The sequence below is a fragment of the Peribacillus saganii genome, from assembly GCF_003429095.1.
In the GTDB taxonomy this organism is placed as follows: domain Bacteria; phylum Bacillota; class Bacilli; order Bacillales; family DSM-1321; genus Peribacillus; species Peribacillus saganii.
The window spans coordinates 110,406-129,334 of the sequence record NZ_QVTE01000043.1 but is presented as its reverse complement, the minus strand read 5'-3'; the positions used below and the strand labels follow the sequence as shown (position 1 = coordinate 129,334).

Annotated in this window: 12 protein-coding genes; 10 read left to right on the top strand and 2 right to left on the bottom strand. The window is 38.2% G+C overall.

What is annotated here, in order from left to right; genetic code table 11:
- Positions 1 to 49 precede the first annotated feature (49 nt).
- The gene (locus tag D0469_RS14925) at positions 50 to 1,138 is read right to left on the bottom strand and encodes an AbrB family transcriptional regulator (protein ID WP_117327532.1); all 1,089 of its coding nucleotides are present in this window, start codon (positions 1,136 to 1,138) and stop codon (positions 50 to 52) included.
- A gap of 880 nt (positions 1,139 to 2,018) precedes the next feature.
- Between D0469_RS14925 and D0469_RS14920 the strand changes: the two genes are divergently transcribed.
- From D0469_RS14920 to D0469_RS14875, 10 genes are all read left to right on the top strand, one after another.
- A complete protein-coding gene (locus tag D0469_RS14920; protein WP_117327531.1) occupies positions 2,019 to 3,284 on the top strand; it encodes an ATP-binding protein in 1,266 nt (421 codons plus the stop codon).
- A gap of 376 nt (positions 3,285 to 3,660) precedes the next feature.
- Positions 3,661 to 5,181 carry a class I adenylate-forming enzyme family protein gene (locus D0469_RS14915; protein WP_117327530.1) on the top strand — a complete coding sequence of 507 codons (1,521 nt, stop codon included), beginning with the start codon at positions 3,661 to 3,663 and terminating at the stop codon, positions 5,179 to 5,181.
- 694 nt (positions 5,182 to 5,875) lie between these two features.
- The gene (locus D0469_RS14910; RefSeq protein WP_117327529.1) at positions 5,876 to 7,492 is read left to right on the top strand and encodes a GGDEF domain-containing response regulator; all 1,617 of its coding nucleotides are present in this window, start codon (positions 5,876 to 5,878) and stop codon (positions 7,490 to 7,492) included.
- Positions 7,493 to 8,530 (top strand): HEAT repeat domain-containing protein, encoded by a 1,038-nt coding sequence (locus tag D0469_RS14905; RefSeq protein WP_117327528.1) that lies wholly within the window; start codon positions 7,493 to 7,495, stop codon positions 8,528 to 8,530.
- A gap of 3 nt (positions 8,531 to 8,533) precedes the next feature.
- A complete protein-coding gene (locus D0469_RS14900; RefSeq protein ID WP_117327527.1) occupies positions 8,534 to 9,931 on the top strand; it encodes a glycosyltransferase family 2 protein in 1,398 nt (465 codons plus the stop codon).
- Complete coding sequence (locus D0469_RS14895; protein ID WP_117327526.1) at positions 9,928 to 13,176, top strand: hypothetical protein; 3,249 nt, start codon at positions 9,928 to 9,930, stop codon at positions 13,174 to 13,176. The genes D0469_RS14900 and D0469_RS14895 overlap by 4 nt, the downstream gene beginning before the upstream one ends.
- Before the next feature lie 2 nt (positions 13,177 to 13,178).
- Positions 13,179 to 13,550: a response regulator transcription factor gene (locus D0469_RS14890; protein WP_117327525.1), complete on the top strand. Its 372-nt coding sequence runs from the start codon at positions 13,179 to 13,181 to the stop codon at positions 13,548 to 13,550.
- Positions 13,537 to 16,410: an ATP-binding protein gene (locus tag D0469_RS14885; RefSeq protein ID WP_158553508.1), complete on the top strand. Its 2,874-nt coding sequence runs from the start codon at positions 13,537 to 13,539 to the stop codon at positions 16,408 to 16,410. Before D0469_RS14890 ends, D0469_RS14885 begins: the two co-directional genes overlap by 14 nt.
- Before the next feature lie 22 nt (positions 16,411 to 16,432).
- Positions 16,433 to 16,633, top strand: a complete 201-nt coding sequence (locus D0469_RS14880) for a hypothetical protein (protein ID WP_117327523.1) — start codon at positions 16,433 to 16,435, stop codon at positions 16,631 to 16,633.
- A gap of 289 nt (positions 16,634 to 16,922) precedes the next feature.
- A complete protein-coding gene (locus D0469_RS14875) occupies positions 16,923 to 18,152 on the top strand; it encodes an MFS transporter (protein ID WP_267897316.1) in 1,230 nt (409 codons plus the stop codon).
- 277 nt (positions 18,153 to 18,429) lie between these two features.
- Here D0469_RS14875 and D0469_RS14870 read toward each other — a convergent pair whose 3' ends face one another.
- A complete protein-coding gene (locus D0469_RS14870; protein WP_117327521.1) occupies positions 18,430 to 18,765 on the bottom strand; it encodes a hypothetical protein in 336 nt (111 codons plus the stop codon).
- Between the last annotated feature and the right edge of the window lie 164 nt (positions 18,766 to 18,929).

The following is an 18,929-nucleotide window of genomic DNA, read 5'->3' as shown; positions in this document are numbered from 1 at the left end:
ATTTAGCTGCATAATAAAAACTCTAACTTTAAGGGGTCACTACCTGCATTTATAAAGGGCTGGTTCCTTTTTTAATAAATTTTTTAAACAGTATTCTTAATAATGGGGGAACTGCAAAATAAATAAAAAAGAGCCTGAATACTTGGTAGCCCGTCACAACAGTTAAATCCGCTTGTACTTCATGTGCAATTAACCCCATTTGGTCCATTCCGCCTGGAGCAACACTCAAAAAACTTGTAGTTAAAGCCATTCCATAAACTTTATGCAGTATAAAACTCATAACCATAGATGCCATTATCAATATTACACCGCTTAAAATCGATAATCCGGAAAACCTCCATTTTCTATCTAACTTATCGGGAATTAATAGGAGCCCAACATAACTTCCAATAATCAATTGGGACAAGCTTAAGATCGAGTTTGGCAAAGGAATAGGCTCTACACCTGAAAGAACAAGGATAGCGGTACCTGCTAAGGGCCCTAATAAGAAGGGGGTAGGAAGTTTAACTTTTTTTCCTGCAAACGCTCCCAGAATAGAAACCACTGCGAATAAAACAATGCTATATCCAGAATGGCTGTAATCGAATACAGCAGTTTCCAATACCAACTCTTTATTTCCGCCAATAAAAGGGCTGAATATCATAAAGGGGATTAGAAAAATCACCATTAATAGCCTTGTGACCTGTAAAAATGCAACTACCGTGGTGTTTATCCCTTTCATTTCTTCAGCCAGCATTATCATCTGGCTAAGGCCCCCGGGGATGCTTCCTGTCAGGATTGTCGGATAATCAATCCCTGATAATCTTGAAACGATGAAGGCAAGGCCAGCACAAAATAATATAAGCAAAACAGTTACAGTGAATATAGAAGGGAGCTGTGTCATGATCTGAATCACTGCCTCTTTCGTGAACGATAAACCCAGGGTATATCCTACTATAAGCAAGCCTGCATCACGAAGATAACGAGGCCAATAAGGAGCAATCTTAGTTACCCTTGAGCCAAAGAACACTGCCACCAGCGATCCAAGCAGCCATGCAACTGGCAACTGGAGAAAGGTAAATACTAAACCACCGGCACAAGCCAGCAAAAACGTATATATTATCCGAACGGATTTACTTTCAATATCAAACTTTTCCACAATAACCAATCCTATCAAAAAAACTCTATAATTTATTTACTGTCAACCTTCCGCGTCTTTTATACCAGGCTAGGTTTAAATTTCAAAAGCCCATTAATGCATAAACCTTTATTATTATCATCAGATAACAGGGTATCCTTTGAATTCTTCAAATAAAACAAATCCTTAAGGAATGTTAACATATTTTCCTGACTTTCTTAACTTAGTTGCAGATGAAAACGGAAAGGTCAAACAAACAATATTCCTTAGCGGGATATCACTTGAAAAAGGAAAGCCTAATAGTATATATTGGTCCCTGTTTTTTAATCCATTTCCATGGCACGTTAACAATAATGAAGTAGATACCAGCAACCAACAGCATTTTAGTATTTTAGTTTTTAAACTTTTCGTTGGAGCTTGAATCATGCCGATTATTTTCGTGATTTCAGAAATGAATGTAGCTTTGCAATGAAGAAAACGGAATATAAAGTCTTTTAGAAGAACGAATTATTCGGCTAGGAATTTCACTTCTGTTCGGAGTATTATCTTGACTCCTACTCAAATTTACATGGAACGACTGTACAACAATCAATTTTAAAGGTTCATTTTTAGAATTTTCCCCTCATTATTTTGACGGTGTGTATTTAGATAGGACGAAAAACATTTCCAGTTTATCACAAATTCCTATAAGTTAGAAAAGTAATGTAATATAACCATTTCTTTTGTACCAATCATCACATTTTCCGACAAAAATTCCCTTACGTGTTATATTATATTAAATGAAGTTTATAGATTAAATTAAGATGAACTTCGAGATTCTTTGCCATCAACATACGTAGGTAAAAAGGGGCCACTTTATTGAGGCTAAACAATTTAACCGGATCTTCTGGGGGAGCAACATATGTATAACGATGCAATTTATGTTTTGTACCAAATTCTTATTGTACTTTCTCCTATCCTCCCTATCCTTATTTATAACCTGTTCTTTAGAGAAGGGCATGATAGCCGTAGAAAATCTTGGATTCTAGCATTGTTTCTATTGATTATGCTGTTTTTAACAATGTCATTTCCCGTTGAATTCATCAAAGGATATAGATATGATTTAAGATTAATCCCGATCATTGTTGCTTTTGTATATGGCGGGATAGCGCCAGGTTTGGTAATGGTTATATCAATGCTGGTTTATCGTTTCTACATCGGGGGGCCAGGTTTTTATTTATCAGTAGTAATGTACTCCATACCCACAATTATTTTTATTTATTATGTTCAGAAATATAAAATAACAGGTATGAGAAAGAAATTGATTGCTGTGAGTCTTGGATTTTTGATTATCGTACTAACTAAAACAATTGCACTCATATTTACAAATCAATTTGAGCAGTTTCCATTTATGATTATCTTTTATCCTATTAATTTGGCCTGTTTGCTCACAGTCGTATTTCTTATTGAAAGTATTAATCAGCAGCTTTCATTAAGAAAAGAATTACAGCGGACCGAGAAATTAAATGGGATCAATCAGCTGGCAGCCTCTGTCGCACACGAAGTCAGAAATCCCATGACGGCAGTCCGAGGATTTTTACAATTAATGAGCGGTGATGATAATCTAAATGACGTTCATAGAAATTATGTTAATATTTCACTACAAGAATTAGACCGTGCTCAATCTATAATCAGTGACTATCTTTCTTTAGCCAAGCCTCATAACCAGGCATTAACGATCATAAACATTTCCAATGAAGTCAAGAAGACAATAGAGTTAATGACTTCGTATTCCAATATCCAAAATATCAGTATTCATACATCCATACAAGGTGAATTGTACATCAAAGGCAATAAAGACGAAATAAAACAGGTACTAGTCAATATCATGAAGAATGGTATCGAAGCAATGCCCTCAGGTGGAACCCTTTCAGTTATTCTATTTGAAGAAGTTGGAATGGTTTCTATAGAGATAATAGATAACGGAATGGGAATGAACTACGAAACACTTAAAAATCTTGGAACTCCTTTTTACTCGACAAAGGAAAAGGGAACAGGTGTCGGGCTTACAATTAGTTATAATTTGATCGAATCAATGAAAGGAAAAATTATGGTAAATAGTGAAATTGGTAAAGGTACACATTTTATTATTAAATTTCCTAGCGTAGACTTCGAGTGTGAAAAGTGACTGAACAATTGTAATAGATCAGTAAGTATTTATGGGGAGATTCCTGGCCAGCATAGGAATGCTTTGATGATATTTAACACTTGTACTTAAGTTTAAATTTTGGGCTGTTGAAAAACTTTCAACAGCTTTTTTGGTGCCTTAAGTATGAGGTAATATATTGATTGCATTTGAAATTAAAAGAAATTCTTATTCCAGGAAATCGAGTGATAATTAAAAAATACAATACTCTAATCAAGTTAAAAACATATGATAGGTACTGTTTTTAAAAAGGGAAATTATTGATTAAATATTCACACAAATAAGTGGACATTCGGCTATATTTACGTTTAACATAAGGATTGTAAAGCGCTTACATTAAATCAGGGGAGTTTGGTGCATGTATATTGCTGATAAATTAAAAGAGATAGCAAAAAATTATCCAGATCAATTGATTACCACTTATAACAATCGCAATATAACCTATAAAGACTTTTACAGCCAAGCTAGAAAACTTGCCGGTTTTTTTCAGGAGAAGGGGTATAGCAAAAATGATATTGTTGCAGTTTATTTACATAATTCGGATCATTTTTTAACCTGCTATTATGCCTGCCATATCGGCGGTTTTACTGTTTTGCCTGTGAATACAAAGCTGACAGCACGTGAAGTTGAATTTATTTTAAATCACTCGGAAGCAAAAGCATTAATATATGATTCTCGGTTTAATGATGTATTAAAGGAGCTTGAACCAAGCCTACATGCAATAGAAGACCGGTTAGTTGTTGGTAATGAAGAAAATGGCGTGATGGGTCTTGAAGCTATAACCCAAGGTAAAGAAAGAATTCTACACGAACCGGATTCACAGGATGGTGATACAGCTGTTGTTTTTTACACATCAGGAACCACAGGCAGGCCAAAAGGCGTTATGTTATCGAATAAAAATGTAGCTGCCACTGCACAAATCTGGGCGGAAGCCATGGAAATTACTAGTGAGGATCGGATGCACATTGTTACTCCTTTATTTCATTGCGCAGCGAGCCATGTTTTTAGTATCCCGGTAGTTTACGCAGGAGGTTCGCTCGTCATTGAAGAAGCCTTTTCTCCTGAAAAAACTTTGGAAACAATGGAGAAAGAAAAAGTAACGATATTCTTTGGAGTACCTGCAATGTACAGTATTTTGCTTAACACTGAAAAACTGAAAACAGTTGACTTATCTCATTTGCGTTTGTTCTCCTATGGGGCAGCACCAATGCCTTACGAGCTTGTTAAGCAGGTAAAGACTCTATTTCCTGATGTAAAAGTGCAGAACATGTATGGCCAGACAGAGAATTCCCCTGCAGCTACAACATTAAAGGACCATTATGCATTATCGAAGATAGGATCGGTTGGCGAAATGCTTCCGAAAACAGAGGTAAGGGTAGTTGATGAATACGGTGAGCCGCTGCCTGTAGGGCAGGTAGGAGAAATAGTCGTGAAAGGGCCACAGGTTATGAAGGGCTACTTGAAGAATGACGAAGCCACGCAGCAATCCATAAAAAATGGATGGTTATATAGTGGTGATTTAGGCAGATTTGATGAAGACGGGTTACTTTATATTGTAGACCGGAAGAAAGATATGATAATACGCGGGGGTGAAAATGTTTACCCAGTTGAAGTAGAAGAAATACTTTATGAGATACCAGAAATCTTAGAAGCAGCGGTGGTTGGTGTCCCGGATCAAGTGTTGGGAGAGGTCCCAAAAGCATATGTAGTGACCAAAGAAAACAAACAACTAAAAGAAGATCAAATTATTTCATATTGTGTAAAACGGTTGGCTAGTTATAAAATCCCGGTGGAAATCGAATTTTTAGGTGCTCTGCCGCGAAATGCAAGCGGAAAAGTTCTCAAGATGGCGCTTAGAGGAAAAGTACATTCAGATTAATAAAATGGTCAAACCTTAGCCAAAAATGTATGCTAAGGTTTTTTATGTGTTCGCTCATTTATTTCAAAACCTTTAGAAGATAGATGGAGTAACAAGTTACATCTGGAATAGACTGGTTTAGATCGCTAGGTGAAAATTTGCCTAAAGGGCAAACAATTATAGTTGAAGATGCTCTTGTAATAATTAAATTGTTTAGTGCATATTGAACACAATAGACATTATTGGCTAGGAGATGGAAGGTTTTAAGGAAACAGTATATTCCAAAAATTGAAAAATGCACAGCGGGAAGCTGTTCCTTTTCAAGTATTAATGCTACTAAACTATAATAACTCATTCTCCAAAAATTGAAACGTAACTAAACATATATAGAATTCCACTTCCAAAATCAGTATGTTCTTAAGTATAGTAATAAGAATAACGATGCTTAATTGTCCGTTATGGTTTTACAAAAAATGCAGGGATTTATAATTATGCTTAATGTTAAAATACTTGGTGAATGGTTTATGCGGACTTATTAATTCGGATTTTTTACCCTCCGTTCAGGAAGGCTCGTGCGCGCAGAGTTAGTCGGGATCTAAGCCGAGGCGAAAACATACCTATCCGGGAGTTTTTATCGAAAAATCCCAATCCTTACATATGATCGAATGTTAGTTATGATGAAAAAATGGTAATAACAGGCTAAGGGGGATTTTTAATGAACCTAGAAAAATATAAAAATCATTTGTTTCAAAATATAAAAAAACAACTCTCTGCATGGTTCGACACAGATGAAGCAGAAACTGTAACAGCACCGGAATTGTATAGATTCTTGCATTCTATCAAAGGGACCTCTGGTACTCTGGAGCTTAGAGGCTTACAGCAAATATCCGAGAATTTATTAAAGGACATAGATGAAGACAGCCGGGAAAGCTGGAAAAAAAAATCATTAAGGAACTTCCTCTATGATTTAATTGAGTTGACCTATGAATATGAGCACTTTGAGGATAAAGAACCCAAAAGTAAGAAAAATTCTAATTCACCTCTCATTCAGTTAATAGATGATGATGTATCCATGTTAATTTTGCTGAAGGATGCTCTCGAAGAGCAAGGGTGGATGGTTATTACGAATACCAAGCCGGAAAAGGCTATACATCAATACTTTGAAATGCAGCCAGATTGCCTAATTTCTGACCTCCATTTTTCTCATACAAGCGGCTTTCAAGTGCTAAGGGATTTACAGGAACACAATGAAAAATATTTTATCCCGAAAATTATCCTCAGTATGAAGAATGATAGAGAAACACGGATTTATGCTTACAAAATGGGTGCTGATGATTTTATCAGCAAGCCTGTTGATATTGAAGAATTTGTTGTAAAGGTGGAAAGGCATCTACAACGCAAAAAAATCTTTGATCAATCCGTTTTGATTGATGAATTAACACAGGTCTATAACAGGCGCTTTTTTGATCGCAGTTTAAAAAGGTTTTTTGATGAATTGAAGCGGACTAAACAGCCATTTACAATTTCGGCTATAGATATCGACCACTTTAAAAATGTTAACGACACATATGGCCACCAAACAGGGGATAGGGTCCTGATCGAGTTTGCTGGGTTCCTAAAAACCAATGTTCGAAGTACCGATATTGTTTATCGTTACGGTGGAGAAGAATTCGTTATTATTTTCCCTAGAACGACTGGAACAGAAGCAAAAACCAAGCTAACCCATTTAATTAAGGAGTTCTCAAACCAGGTTATTACAAGTAAGGATGGAAAAACATTCTCAGTCACTTTCTCGGCTGGAGTGTTTATGGTCGAGGATGAAACAGCTACCCCGTCCAATGCTTTTAAAAATGCAGATCAAGCGTTATACAAAGCAAAGAATAGCGGACGTGCACGGGTTGAAACGAGCGAGGCCTCTTCTGGTTCTTATCGAAAGAAAATCATGTGTGTTACTGTAATTGATGATGATGTGATTATCAGAACCATGCTAAACCAGATCTTTCAATCCATGACACTTGACCATTGGGAATTAGATGTAGCGGATTTCGAGGATGGACATACTTTTTTCCAATCCGGCAGGGCGGATCATAATTTGGATCATTTCTTGATATTGGATGGGGTTATGCCGGTAATGGATGGTCTTGAAGTGCTTCAAAAAATAAAAAAGCTGCCGAACAGCCATCTTTATAAAGTATTGATGCTGACCGGCCGAAAAAGCGAATACGACATTGCGCGTGCATTGAAGCTCGGTGCAGATGATTATGTTACCAAACCATTTAGCATCACTGAACTACAGGCCCGGATTGAAAGACTGTTAAAAAGGGGAAATTAAATGCTGATAAACGAGATAGTTGTTCTGGGTATAGCAACTCTCATTCTTTTAGCTCTTTTGTTGATATTATTAATTTATCTTATCATTAGAAAGGCATTGGAAATAAAGAATAGGAAACAGCTGGACCAACTAAAGGAAGAATATCAACCAATCCTGTTCAGCTACATAAGCAGCGGACCTTTAACCAGGAAAATTCAGACGGATACACTCGCAAAAAAGAAGGCTGTCGAGGAGTTGCTAGGCAGATTTTCTGATTTATTGGAAGAAAAGCAAATGAATGAACGGTTAACAGCATTTGCTGAACAGCATCTTGGGAAATTATATCAGAAACAGCTGCGGAGCAGAAGCTGGAGCATAAGGATGAATACATTATCATACATTGATGGATTTCAAATGAAAAGCATGCTCCCTTATATAATAAAGATTCTAGAGAAGGCTTCTTCATCAGATGAGGAAAAAATATTATGCCTTCGTATTTTGGCATCTTTTCAAGAATCGCAGTTGGTCGATTATCTAAATCAGGCTGCCTTTCTTTCAGATAGTGACTATCGAAACATTTTAATCCGATTGGACAAAAAAAGATTTGATTTATGTGTATTAAACTATCATAAAAGCCACGAAAATATGAAATACGCCATTTTAGATGTGATCGGCATAAAAAAAGAACTGGACTATACTAGCTTTCTAAACCATATATTCCAATCCTCAAATGGCGAGGAAAGAATCAGGTCGCTAAAGGCCATCGCAAATGTAGGATATATCAAGGAGCCGGAAAAGATTTTACCTTTGGCTGAGTCCGATAGATGGGAAGAAAGAATGATTGCTGCCCGCATTTTTGGAATCATAAAGGATCCCCATTTCATCCCATTGTTGGTCAGCCTAATTCACGACCAAAACTGGTGGGTTCGTTCAGAGGCAGGGGCTTCACTGTTGTCGTTCCCAAGCGGCAGAGATATATTACAGGATATTAGCAAGCATGACGAAGACCGCTTTGCCAGGGATATGGCATGGCAATGGCTTCATAAAGGGGTAATTTAACACATGTCAATCATTGGTACGCTGCTAGGCTGGTTCTTAGTAATTTATATGGTTTTGGTCATTGGCTTTTATACAGTTATTTTATTTATTGCCATCCTCCAGCTTCGGCGAAAATACCACTTGGATGCAAAGAAGCTTCATAAGGACCTTGCCAATGAAGTTTATGTAAAGCCCATTTCGATATTAGTCCCTGCTTATAATGAAGAAGCCGGAATAATTCAAAGTGTGCGGTCGCTACTCAGCATACAATATCCAGTTTTTGAAGTCGTCGTCATTAATGACGGTTCCAAAGACGCGACACTGGACAAAATGATCGAGCATTATGAAATGAAGCCTGTCGAGAAGGTTATCCGAAAGACTCTTAACACGGCAGAAGTAAAAGGGATATACCAGTCGGAATTATTGCCTCATCTCTATTTAATAGATAAGGAAAATGGAGGAAAAGCCGATGCCTTGAATGCAGGCCTCAATTTTTCCAATTATCCATACTTTTGTTCACTTGATGGAGATTCCATACTGGAAAGCGATGCTTTTATTAAAGTAATGAAACCGATTCTCGACTCAAATGGAGAAGTCATTGCCTCAGGAGGGAGCATACGTATCGCTAATGGCTGCGAAATACGCAACGGGAATATTCTAAAAATCGGTCTTTCTGATAAACCACTTGTAATCATGCAGACAATTGAGTATTTACGTGCCTTTTTGATGGGAAGAATCGGGTTGTCGCGCCATAATCTTCTTTTAATTGTTTCCGGTGCCTTTGGCGTTTTCTCTAAGCAATGGGTATTGGATGCTGGAGGATACAAAAAGGATACAGTTGGGGAGGATATGGAGCTTGTTGTCAGACTTCATAGATTAATTAAAGAAAAAAAAGCTAAGAAAAAAATTGTATATGTTCCCGATCCAGTCTGCTGGACGGAGGTGCCGGAAGAAGCGACATATCTTAGAAGGCAACGGAGAAGGTGGCACCAAGGATTGTTTGAAAGTTTATCTGCCCACCGTAACCTATTATTTAATCCGAAATACGGTTCAATCGGATTCGTTTCGATTCCTTACTTTTGGATTATCGAATTTTTTGGACCGATTATAGAATTTTCCGGGTACATCTATATCATATTCTCCTTGTTTTTTGGTGGAATTTATCTAGAATTTGCAATTTTGATATTTTTGCTTTCCTGTCTATACGGATCTGTGTTCTCAATGGCTGCTGTTTTGTTGGAGGAATGGAGCCTCAGGAAGTACCCTAAGGTCTCGGATATTATCAAGCTCTTTTTCTATTCCTTGACTGAAACACTTTGGTTTAGGCCTTTGACAGTGCTATGGCGTATGGAAGGAATTTGGAATATTATAAGAGGAAACAGCAGCTGGGGAGAAATGAAGCGAAAGGGAGTCTCTCAATGAAGAAACTATCAAAAACTGAATGGAAATTCCTTGGTTTCATTTTACTGATACTGGCTGTCCTGACCTCTCCTTTCTGGCTTTGGCATTTGGCCCCTGAGCATAAGCTTAATACATTAATCGTTGATAAGACCGTTCCAGATACATCATACAGGGAGCATAAAGGCTTTACATGGATTCTGAATAATGGCCGGTACGTCAAGCCTGACGGCACTTCTTTTTCGGAGTCCGAGGACTATATAGGCTACCAGCCTGAACGTAAGCAGCAAAAAGAAATGCCGGCCTCCCTAAAAGAATATCAACTTATCTATCTATCAGACCAGTACGGTGTGTATGAAAACGACATTTCCACCAATAATGGGAACAATCGTTCAAGAAAAATAACGGGCGGTTTAACGGTGGATGAAATAGAAAAGATCAAAAATGGATTGCTTTCTTCTGGCCATAAAACCTTAGTTGCCGAGTTTAATGTTTTTGCAAGTCCAACAGGGAGCAGAGCGCGTGAAGAAATGTCAAATTTGCTGAATGTTGATTGGACAGGCTGGACGGGAAGATATTTTCAAGACCTTGGCAATGATGAGGTGCCTGATTGGTTAAAGAAAAACTATACACAAAGCAAGGAAAAGAAGTGGAGCTTTTCCGGTTCTGGACTTGTATTTATCAATCAGGAAGGCTTTATAGAAGTGATAACCGAAGAAGAACTAAACGATGAAGGGCTGCGTTTTTCATTAACCGATAGCGGTCAGGATTTACTGGATACAGAATTAAATGCTCAATATAAATACTGGTTTGACATTATCAATCCCCGCAATCCCGATGAAGTCGTTGCAGAATATGAGCTGCCGATAGGACAAGAGGCAGCTGCCAGAGTGAAAGTATTAGGGATACCACTTACCTTTCCAGCCATTATTCATCATCGTAATGCAAAATACACCAGCTACTATTTCTCAGGTGATTTTGCAGATGAAAAAGAAGTACCGGCAATTTATCAAACAAAGGGTTTAAACACATGGAAGAAACATATCGGTGCCAAAGATTCCTTTTATTGGACTGCTTATGTGCCCTTGATGAATGCGATTCTCGATCGTGGATTGCATAAAGTGGCGGAACAGGAAAAAGTGGAGGTTAAGAAAGTAAACGGAGTATCAGTAAACAGCCAAACCGATAACCGATATATGCAGATATTGAAAAATGGGAAATGGGAGAATGTGCTGATTAAGGGAGTGAATATGGGGATTGCAAAACCTGATTCGTTTCCTGGTGAAACAGCGATAAAGAAGGAAGAGTACTATAGATGGTTTAAACAAATTGGCGATATGAATGCTAATGCGATCAGGATCTATACACTTCATCCCCCTGGATTCTATGAAGCGCTTTATGAATATAACCAAACGGCCGAAAAACCTTTGTACCTATTTCATGGAATATGGATGAATGAGGAAGATCTTGTTACTGAGAAAAACGTTTTTTCAGATAAACTAACAAAGGACTTTCAAAGCGATATTAAACAAATAGTAGATGTCATCCACGGCAATGGTGATATTCCGCCACGTCCCGGACATGCTTCCGGCTCATACAAACATGATATATCGAGTTATATTCTCGGCTATATCCTGGGAATTGAGTGGGATCCTGAAGCTGTCCAGCAGAGTAACATAAAAAACCCTGCGGTGACGTCTTTTGATGGCGCTTATTTTCAAACGGCGAATGCTTCACCCTTTGAGAATTGGCTTGCAAGCATGATGGACTTTACAACCCAATATGAAGTCGATAAATACAAATGGCAGCACTCTATGAGTTTTACCAATTGGACAACAACCGATTTACTAAACCACCCTGCGGAGCCGTCGGTTAACGAGGATATGGTAGCGATAAATCCAAATCATATTAAGAAAAAAAATACTTTCCAGGCAGGACTGTTTGCTTCCTATCATATCTATCCATATTATCCGGATTTCATGAACTACGAAAAGAAATACATCAACTATGTGGATCATTTGGGGAAAAAGAATAGTTATGAAGGCTACCTCCATGATTTAATTAATGCACATGAAATGCCAGTGCTCGTTGCAGAATTTGGAGTTCCAGCTTCCAGGGGATTAACTCACAGAAATCCATTCGGATTTAATCAGGGCCTCCATTCTGAGGAAGAACAGGGGACATTGAATAGGCAGTTGTTCGAATCAATCGTCCATGAGAAGTATGCTGGTGGATTGGTCTTTACCTGGCAGGACGAATGGTTCAAAAGAACCTGGAATACAATGGATTTCGATAATCCGGACAGGCGCCCATTTTGGTCAAATGTTCAAACCAATGAGCAGCATTTCGGAGTATTAGCTTTTGAACCTGGAAAACGGGGACAAGCAACCTATCCTGATGGTAATATTTCCGAATGGAAAATAAATAACATAGAGCCTTTTTACGAAAATAAGGATCCGAAATCGATTTTAAAGGAAATGTATGTTTCTTCGGATGAAGCATATGTGCATATAAGATTGGACTACCGAAAGACAATTGATTGGGATAAATATAAAACCTTAGTCTTATTTGATACAATTCCTGGCCAAGGACAGAAAAAAATCAAACTGAACGGTATCCCATCATTCACTTTAAAAAACGGGATTGATTTTGTTGCAAAATTAGATGGCCCGAAACAATCAAAGCTGCTTGTGGATAGCTATTATGATAGCTTTTACTATCAGTATGCAGAGTCCTTAAAAATGATTCCGAGCGTCCCTTATGCCGCGAAAAAGGATAATGGCCATTTCCATCCTATACGTTTAGCTTTAAATAAGGCCATAACCATCCCTTCAACGAATGAAACGATTCCTTTCCAAGGATACGAAACCGGGGTTCTAAAGTTTGGAAACGGAAATCCTCATAGCAAAGATTATGATTCTTTAACCGATATAAGTATAAGCAACGATAAACAAATCGTTGAAATGCGTATTCCCTGGGCGATGTTAAATTTAAAGGATCCAAGCCTTAAAGAAGCAATGGGCGATTTATGGAAGAGTGGACTCGAATCAAAAATAACAATAAAAGGAATTACAATTGCGGCTGTTGTAATGGATGAAGGAAACCTGTCATCAAGCCTGCCACAATATAAAAGAGACCCATTTAGCTTGGGGCCGCTGAAAAGTTATGACTGGAATGCGTGGGAAGAGGCGCGCTATTTTGAAAGGTTAAAAGATTCTTATTTCATTATGAAGGATGCTTATAAAAATGCTTCGGTTAAGGAGGACTAGCCTTGAAAAGGATTTTATTGGCAGAAGATGAAGAAGTATTGCGGTTGCTGATTGTCGATACACTTGAAGATGGAGACTTTGAAGTTGACGAGGCAGCGGATGGACAAGAAGCAATGGATTATCTGGAGAAAAATAATTACGATCTCATCATACTGGATTATATGATGCCGGTCCATACGGGATTGGAAATCATTGAGAAGTTAAGAAGTGATGAGTCAAAAAAAGATCTCAAAATCATGATGTTATCTGCGAAGAGCCAACAGCATGAACAGGATGCAGTACTGGGAGCAGGGGCGGACTACTTTATGGCCAAACCCTTCTCACCGCTCGACCTATTGGCTAAAATTGAGGGAATCCTACATGAAAATGATTGAGTACATCAAAAAGAGCTTGTCCCGACAGGTTGTATACCTGATGTGGGCATTCCTAATACTCATTTTGATCGGGACTTCCCTATTGTTTTATTACCAACACAATCTAGGACAACACTATATCGATGAACGGGAAAGTATGGTCGAGAAAAGGCAGCTTATTCAAGATATTTCAGGAAACTTTAATTCCGCCTTATTTGACATCCGAGGATATTTAGCCCTTGATAACATTCAGCTTAAAGACAGTGCCGTGGCTAAGGAAAGGGTTATAAGAAATCTAAATCAAAGATTTTCATCCCAAATTAAGAACAAAAATCAAGAAGATATTGAGCTATACAATGAACTTACTACCTTTACAGCTTATTATTTTGACGATACCCTGCCAGCCGCTATTCAAGCTTTTGAATCAGGTGACAGAGTAGCAGTAAAAAATATTGCTAATACTTCAGCGACCAAAAGAGTAACTGAATTTCAAGATTACTTGAACGGTTATGCTAAATCACTGGATCGGCAGTTGAATCAAAACGCAGAAAATCTTAGAAATGACCTGACATTTCTGCAAATTGCGCTTGTTAGTTTTTTAATTTTATTTTTCATTTTAATGCAGGTTTTCATCAGGATCATCGTTAAAAATATAGGAAAGCCGCTTAGTGATTTTGCCTATGCGGCAAATGAAATTGCAGCAGGCCGTGACGCCCTCATAGACGTCCAGCATTCCAGAACAGATGAACTAGGTGCCTTATCAGTCGCGTTCAAAAAAATGATTGCAAGTGTACAGGAGAAGGAACAAGATCTGATGGCACAAAACGAGGAATTAATGGCACAGCAGGATGAATTGCAAGCCGGCCAGCTAGAATTGGAAGAAGCATTGGATGTTCTTAAGGAAAACGAGAAGACATTGTCACGCAGGAATGAACTCATTAATGGTATATCCAACACCCTTGATAAAGATGAATTACTTCGTACAATTGTGGAAAGCATGTGCAAAATCATTTCAGCCGACAAAGGGATCATTGTGTTAATGAATGATCTCTCCTATGCATCATCCGGCGTCACAGAACGCGGTGTCCAACAGTTCTTGGAAAATATGGATAATGGAATGCATGAGCGGTTGTTCAGCCGTAAACGTGCATTTTTTATCAAGAGGGAACAGGACGGTACGGAAAAAGGCTACCATGAAAACATCAATTATAGCTATGACTTACATATACCAGTCCAGTCATCATCAAAGGAAGTAGAAGCGATTCTTGTTTTCAGCAGATATAGCCATAGATACAGTGGAAAAGAGATCCATGATTATGAAACACTGGCTAAGCAAGTTTCCATTTCCCTGGAAAAAATTAAGCTTTTTGAGCAAACTGAAAGCGACCGGCAGCTTAATCAGGATATTTTAAATACCGTTCAGGAAGGAATTCAATTGATCGATAAAGAAGGGACAATCGTTCAGGTAAATCAGCAGCTGTGCGAAATATATGGTTGTTCCTATACTGTAGACAATATGGCCGGTTTGACTTGGGACAATTGGACGAAGTTGATGGAGGAACAGATACATGAAGAAAACTTTGTAAGTATGCTGAAAGAAGCTCTGGAAAATGCAAAGGCTGGAGAGGCCAATGATTTTTCAGTCCAATATTCCAAGAAAGACAGCAACAGGGTGTATAAAGTATATTGCAAGACCCTAACAACTGGGAACGAAGAAGCTGGTACACTTCTGGTACATCGCGATATAACCAAGGAATACGAAGTGGATCAAATGAAGTCCGAATTCGTCAGCACAGTCAGCCATGAGCTTCGGACACCGCTCGCAAGTGTGTTAGGTTTTACCGAATTGATGCTCAATAAAAAGCTGACGCCGGAAAGACAAACCAAATATCTTCAAACGATATACAATGAAGCAAACAGATTAACTTCACTAATCAATGACTTCCTGGATGTCCAGAGGATGGAATCTGGTAAACAGACGTATGAAAAGAAGTATATTGAATTACTGCCGATCATCCAAAAGGTAGTTGAAAGTCAGCAAGTAAACACCTCTATTCATAAACTCCAGGTTGAAGTGTTGGCGGAAGAAAATGTTATCCTCGGGGATAAGACCAAGATCCAGCAAATTTTCACAAATATAATCCATAATGCGATCAAATACAGTCCTAACGGCGGTAATGTATCAATAAAGATTTACGATAACGAGAAGGAAATTAAGGTGGATGTAACAGATCAAGGACTCGGTATCCCAAAGGATTCCGTCGGGAAGCTATTCCAAAAATTCTATAGGGTTGATAACTCAGACCGCAGGAGAATAGGTGGAACCGGTTTAGGGTTATCAATTGTAGACGAAATCATGAAGGCTCATCACGGCGAGGTAACGGTAGAATCTGAATACGGCAAAGGAACAACATTTACAATATCTTTCCCGAAAGTGCCAAGCAGGCATAATGACAAGAGGCAAGAGGTACCGGGAAGCGGACTTTTCTATAACGTAATGGTAATCGAAGACGACCTTAGTCTTGCTGATCTTATTAAGCAGGAGCTTTTTGATTCTGGATTTTACGTTACCTACTATAAAAACGGTTCTAAAGCAATGGAAGCAATGAAGCTCCAAGCTCCGGATGCGATAGTGCTTGATATTATGCTCGAAGAAGGAGAAATAGATGGCTGGTCCATCATGAAACAAATGAAACAGTCAGCCGAACTAAGTCAAATTCCAATCTTTGTTTCAACTGCTCTTGAGGAAAAGGAGCGTGGAATATCGCTTGGGGCAAATGATTTTTTAATAAAGCCTTATAAGTTAAGCGATCTTTCCAAAACTATTATGCAAACCTTATTAAGCTCGGGGAAACAGGGGCAGATTATGGTCCCTGAATAACTGTAAGGATACAGTCTGATTAATGGCGGTTGCAGGCGATGCTTACTTTTGCTGCCATGAATCTGAAGACGATGGCCAACTGGACTTGAAAAGGTCTGGAAATGGCCTAATAGTCGAAACGAAGAGAGGTGCAGTTCACCCTTGGGATAGAAAAAATAAAAGAAACGCCCAAAAAGGGGTTCGGAATCAGACCATTCCGAACCCTTTTGTCGTCAATCTGTAGGCATCAAAATGCCTAAGTTTTTGAAATAATGGAAACTGAAAATCTTAGAGGATTATTTCAACTGCTGACAAGGCGGTTTGGACTATTAAGCCGCTTGCTGTTAAGGTACAAGTTTATATAGGATTGCCAGTATAGTAATACAGGAGGGGATGATGAATAAGGGAACTTGTAGAAAGTATTTGCTGCCCTAACGTTTCTCCGATAAAAAAAGTCGGCTGAACGATTATCTTGCAGGTCTTTTATGGTATCATTAATTGTTGCAATATTCTAAAAAAGGCGGGCGGATAAAATTCAACATAACAAACAGCCTGTAATCGCAATTGCTCTTATAACTGCTATTTGTGTAGCGGGTGACTCCATGCTTTATATTGTGCTGCCAACACACTGGAATGAGGTGGGGATCGCATCTTTAGTGCATGTGGGGGTCATTTTATCGATAAACCGATTTGTACGATTGCCATTAAACCCCGTTATCGGGCTTATCTATAAAGTAATGAGCTTCCGGACTGGAATCCTGCTTGCTGTCATTTTCAGCGGAATAACTACTATTAGTTACGGGTACATAGAGAATTTTAGCATCTGGATTTTAGTACGTTCATTGTGGGGATTTTCTTTTTCACTGTTTAAGCTTGGGGCCTATATTCTTATATTAGATCTTTCTTCAGAAACTAACCGTGGATACTTAATGGGAAGCTATAATGGGCTGTACCGACTCGGTGGATTGATTGGTATGCTCTTAGGAGGAATTTTCGCTGATTTATTTGGTGTTGCAGTGATAAGTTCTGTTTTAGGTTTTTTAGCGTTTCTGAGCATTCCTTTAGTAGTTAAATACATCCCAAAATCAATTACAATTGATGATAAAGCAGACACAAAGCCATCATTTCTTACAAATTTCAAAACAATTGCAAACAAGCATTTTTTAAAAATATTTGTGACAGCCTTTTCTTTAATCATGCTTCTTGACGGCATATTAACAGCAACGTTAAGTCATCTTATTTATGTTAAATATTCCAATCATATTAATATGTTTGGAATGATTGCAGGTGCAGCAACTGTCGCTGGGATCATACAGGCTTTAAGATGGGGGATAGCACCCTTTGTCGTTCCGAAAGTCGGAATTTTGTTGGATAAGGTCCAACATAGAAATATTGTACTCGCTACTTTTTTAGCTTTAGCTTCCATTTTTCTTGTAATCTTGCCATTAAACATCCCATTGTTTGTTTGGTTGCCTTTGTTGTTAATCCATTTATTAGTTGCCTCAAGCCTTACTACGATTATAGATGCTATTGTCACTGATCGTACATCTAAAGCTACCAATAAAATTTTCATCATGACAGCGTTTACTGTAATTGTCGACCTTGGGGCTGCTCTTGGACCTATATTAGCATACACCCTTGAAGAGAAGATCGGTCTTACGCATCTTTTCTGGCTTGCTGCTCTCATTTGCTGCCTATTAATGATTTCATGGCTGTTCCCTGATAAAAACAATACTGTACTTAATCAGCAGATGAAAATGTAACTCAATCCATCATTCATAAGCCTATGTCAAATATCAACAATAACGGTTACCATTGAAATGGATGACCGTTATTGTTTGCATTTCTGCTTATTATATGAAAATGAGCGCGTTTATATTTTCAACAGTTGCCAAACATAACCTGCTCCGTATCCGTACCATGGAAAATAAGGAAGGGAGGATAGAAACAGATGGTTAGTTAATAGGCATAAAGGAGCGGGTTAGTGCCTTATCACAAAGGAAAAAACACCGTTTGAAACAGAACGGTGTTAAAGCGATTCTATTCATCCTTGTTGTCTTTATCTGTATCTTCTGCATCCTCAATCGGATCTTCCGGATCTGTATCCTTGTCATCTTCATCATCATCAGTTATTGTATCATTTTCATCAACGCCAGGCAGCTCATCATTATCACCATTACCATTTGTACCGTTGTCATCAACGCCAGGAGTCTCATTATTATCACCATTATCATTTGTATCATTTAGATCAACATTAGTATCGTTTTGATCTGCATCCGGAGGAGGATTATTGTCTCCATTATCATTATTACAGCCTGCTACCATAGTGGCAGATAGAAATAAGGCTGTTAAGACACTTAACCACTTCTTTATCATATTTATCACCTTACCTTATAGATTTATTTGATATTCTTCTCCAAGTGCCATTTAATTATGCACTTTTTCAAAGAGGGTTAATGTCAAGAATGTAAAAAAATCCTTTCATACCCAGAGGGGTTTCAAAATGAATTGAAGGAATAGACATACAGGAGATAGAAATT

What these genes read in the sequence shown, in the direction of transcription:
- D0469_RS14870 (WP_117327521.1), bottom strand. Translation starts at nt 18,765, where the DNA reads ATGATAAAGAAGTGGTTAAGTGTCTTAACAGCCTTATTTCTATCTGCC.
- D0469_RS14895 (WP_117327526.1), top strand. Translation starts at nt 9,928, where the DNA reads ATGAAGAAACTATCAAAAACTGAATGGAAATTCCTTGGTTTCATTTTA.
- D0469_RS14880 (WP_117327523.1), top strand. Translation starts at nt 16,433, where the DNA reads ATGGCGGTTGCAGGCGATGCTTACTTTTGCTGCCATGAATCTGAAGAC.
- D0469_RS14905 (WP_117327528.1), top strand. Translation starts at nt 7,493, where the DNA reads ATGCTGATAAACGAGATAGTTGTTCTGGGTATAGCAACTCTCATTCTT.
- D0469_RS14910 (WP_117327529.1), top strand. Translation starts at nt 5,876, where the DNA reads ATGAACCTAGAAAAATATAAAAATCATTTGTTTCAAAATATAAAAAAA.
- D0469_RS14885 (WP_158553508.1), top strand. Translation starts at nt 13,537, where the DNA reads ATGAAAATGATTGAGTACATCAAAAAGAGCTTGTCCCGACAGGTTGTA.
- D0469_RS14900 (WP_117327527.1), top strand. Translation starts at nt 8,534, where the DNA reads ATGTCAATCATTGGTACGCTGCTAGGCTGGTTCTTAGTAATTTATATG.
- D0469_RS14915 (WP_117327530.1), top strand. Translation starts at nt 3,661, where the DNA reads ATGTATATTGCTGATAAATTAAAAGAGATAGCAAAAAATTATCCAGAT.
- D0469_RS14920 (WP_117327531.1), top strand. Translation starts at nt 2,019, where the DNA reads ATGTATAACGATGCAATTTATGTTTTGTACCAAATTCTTATTGTACTT.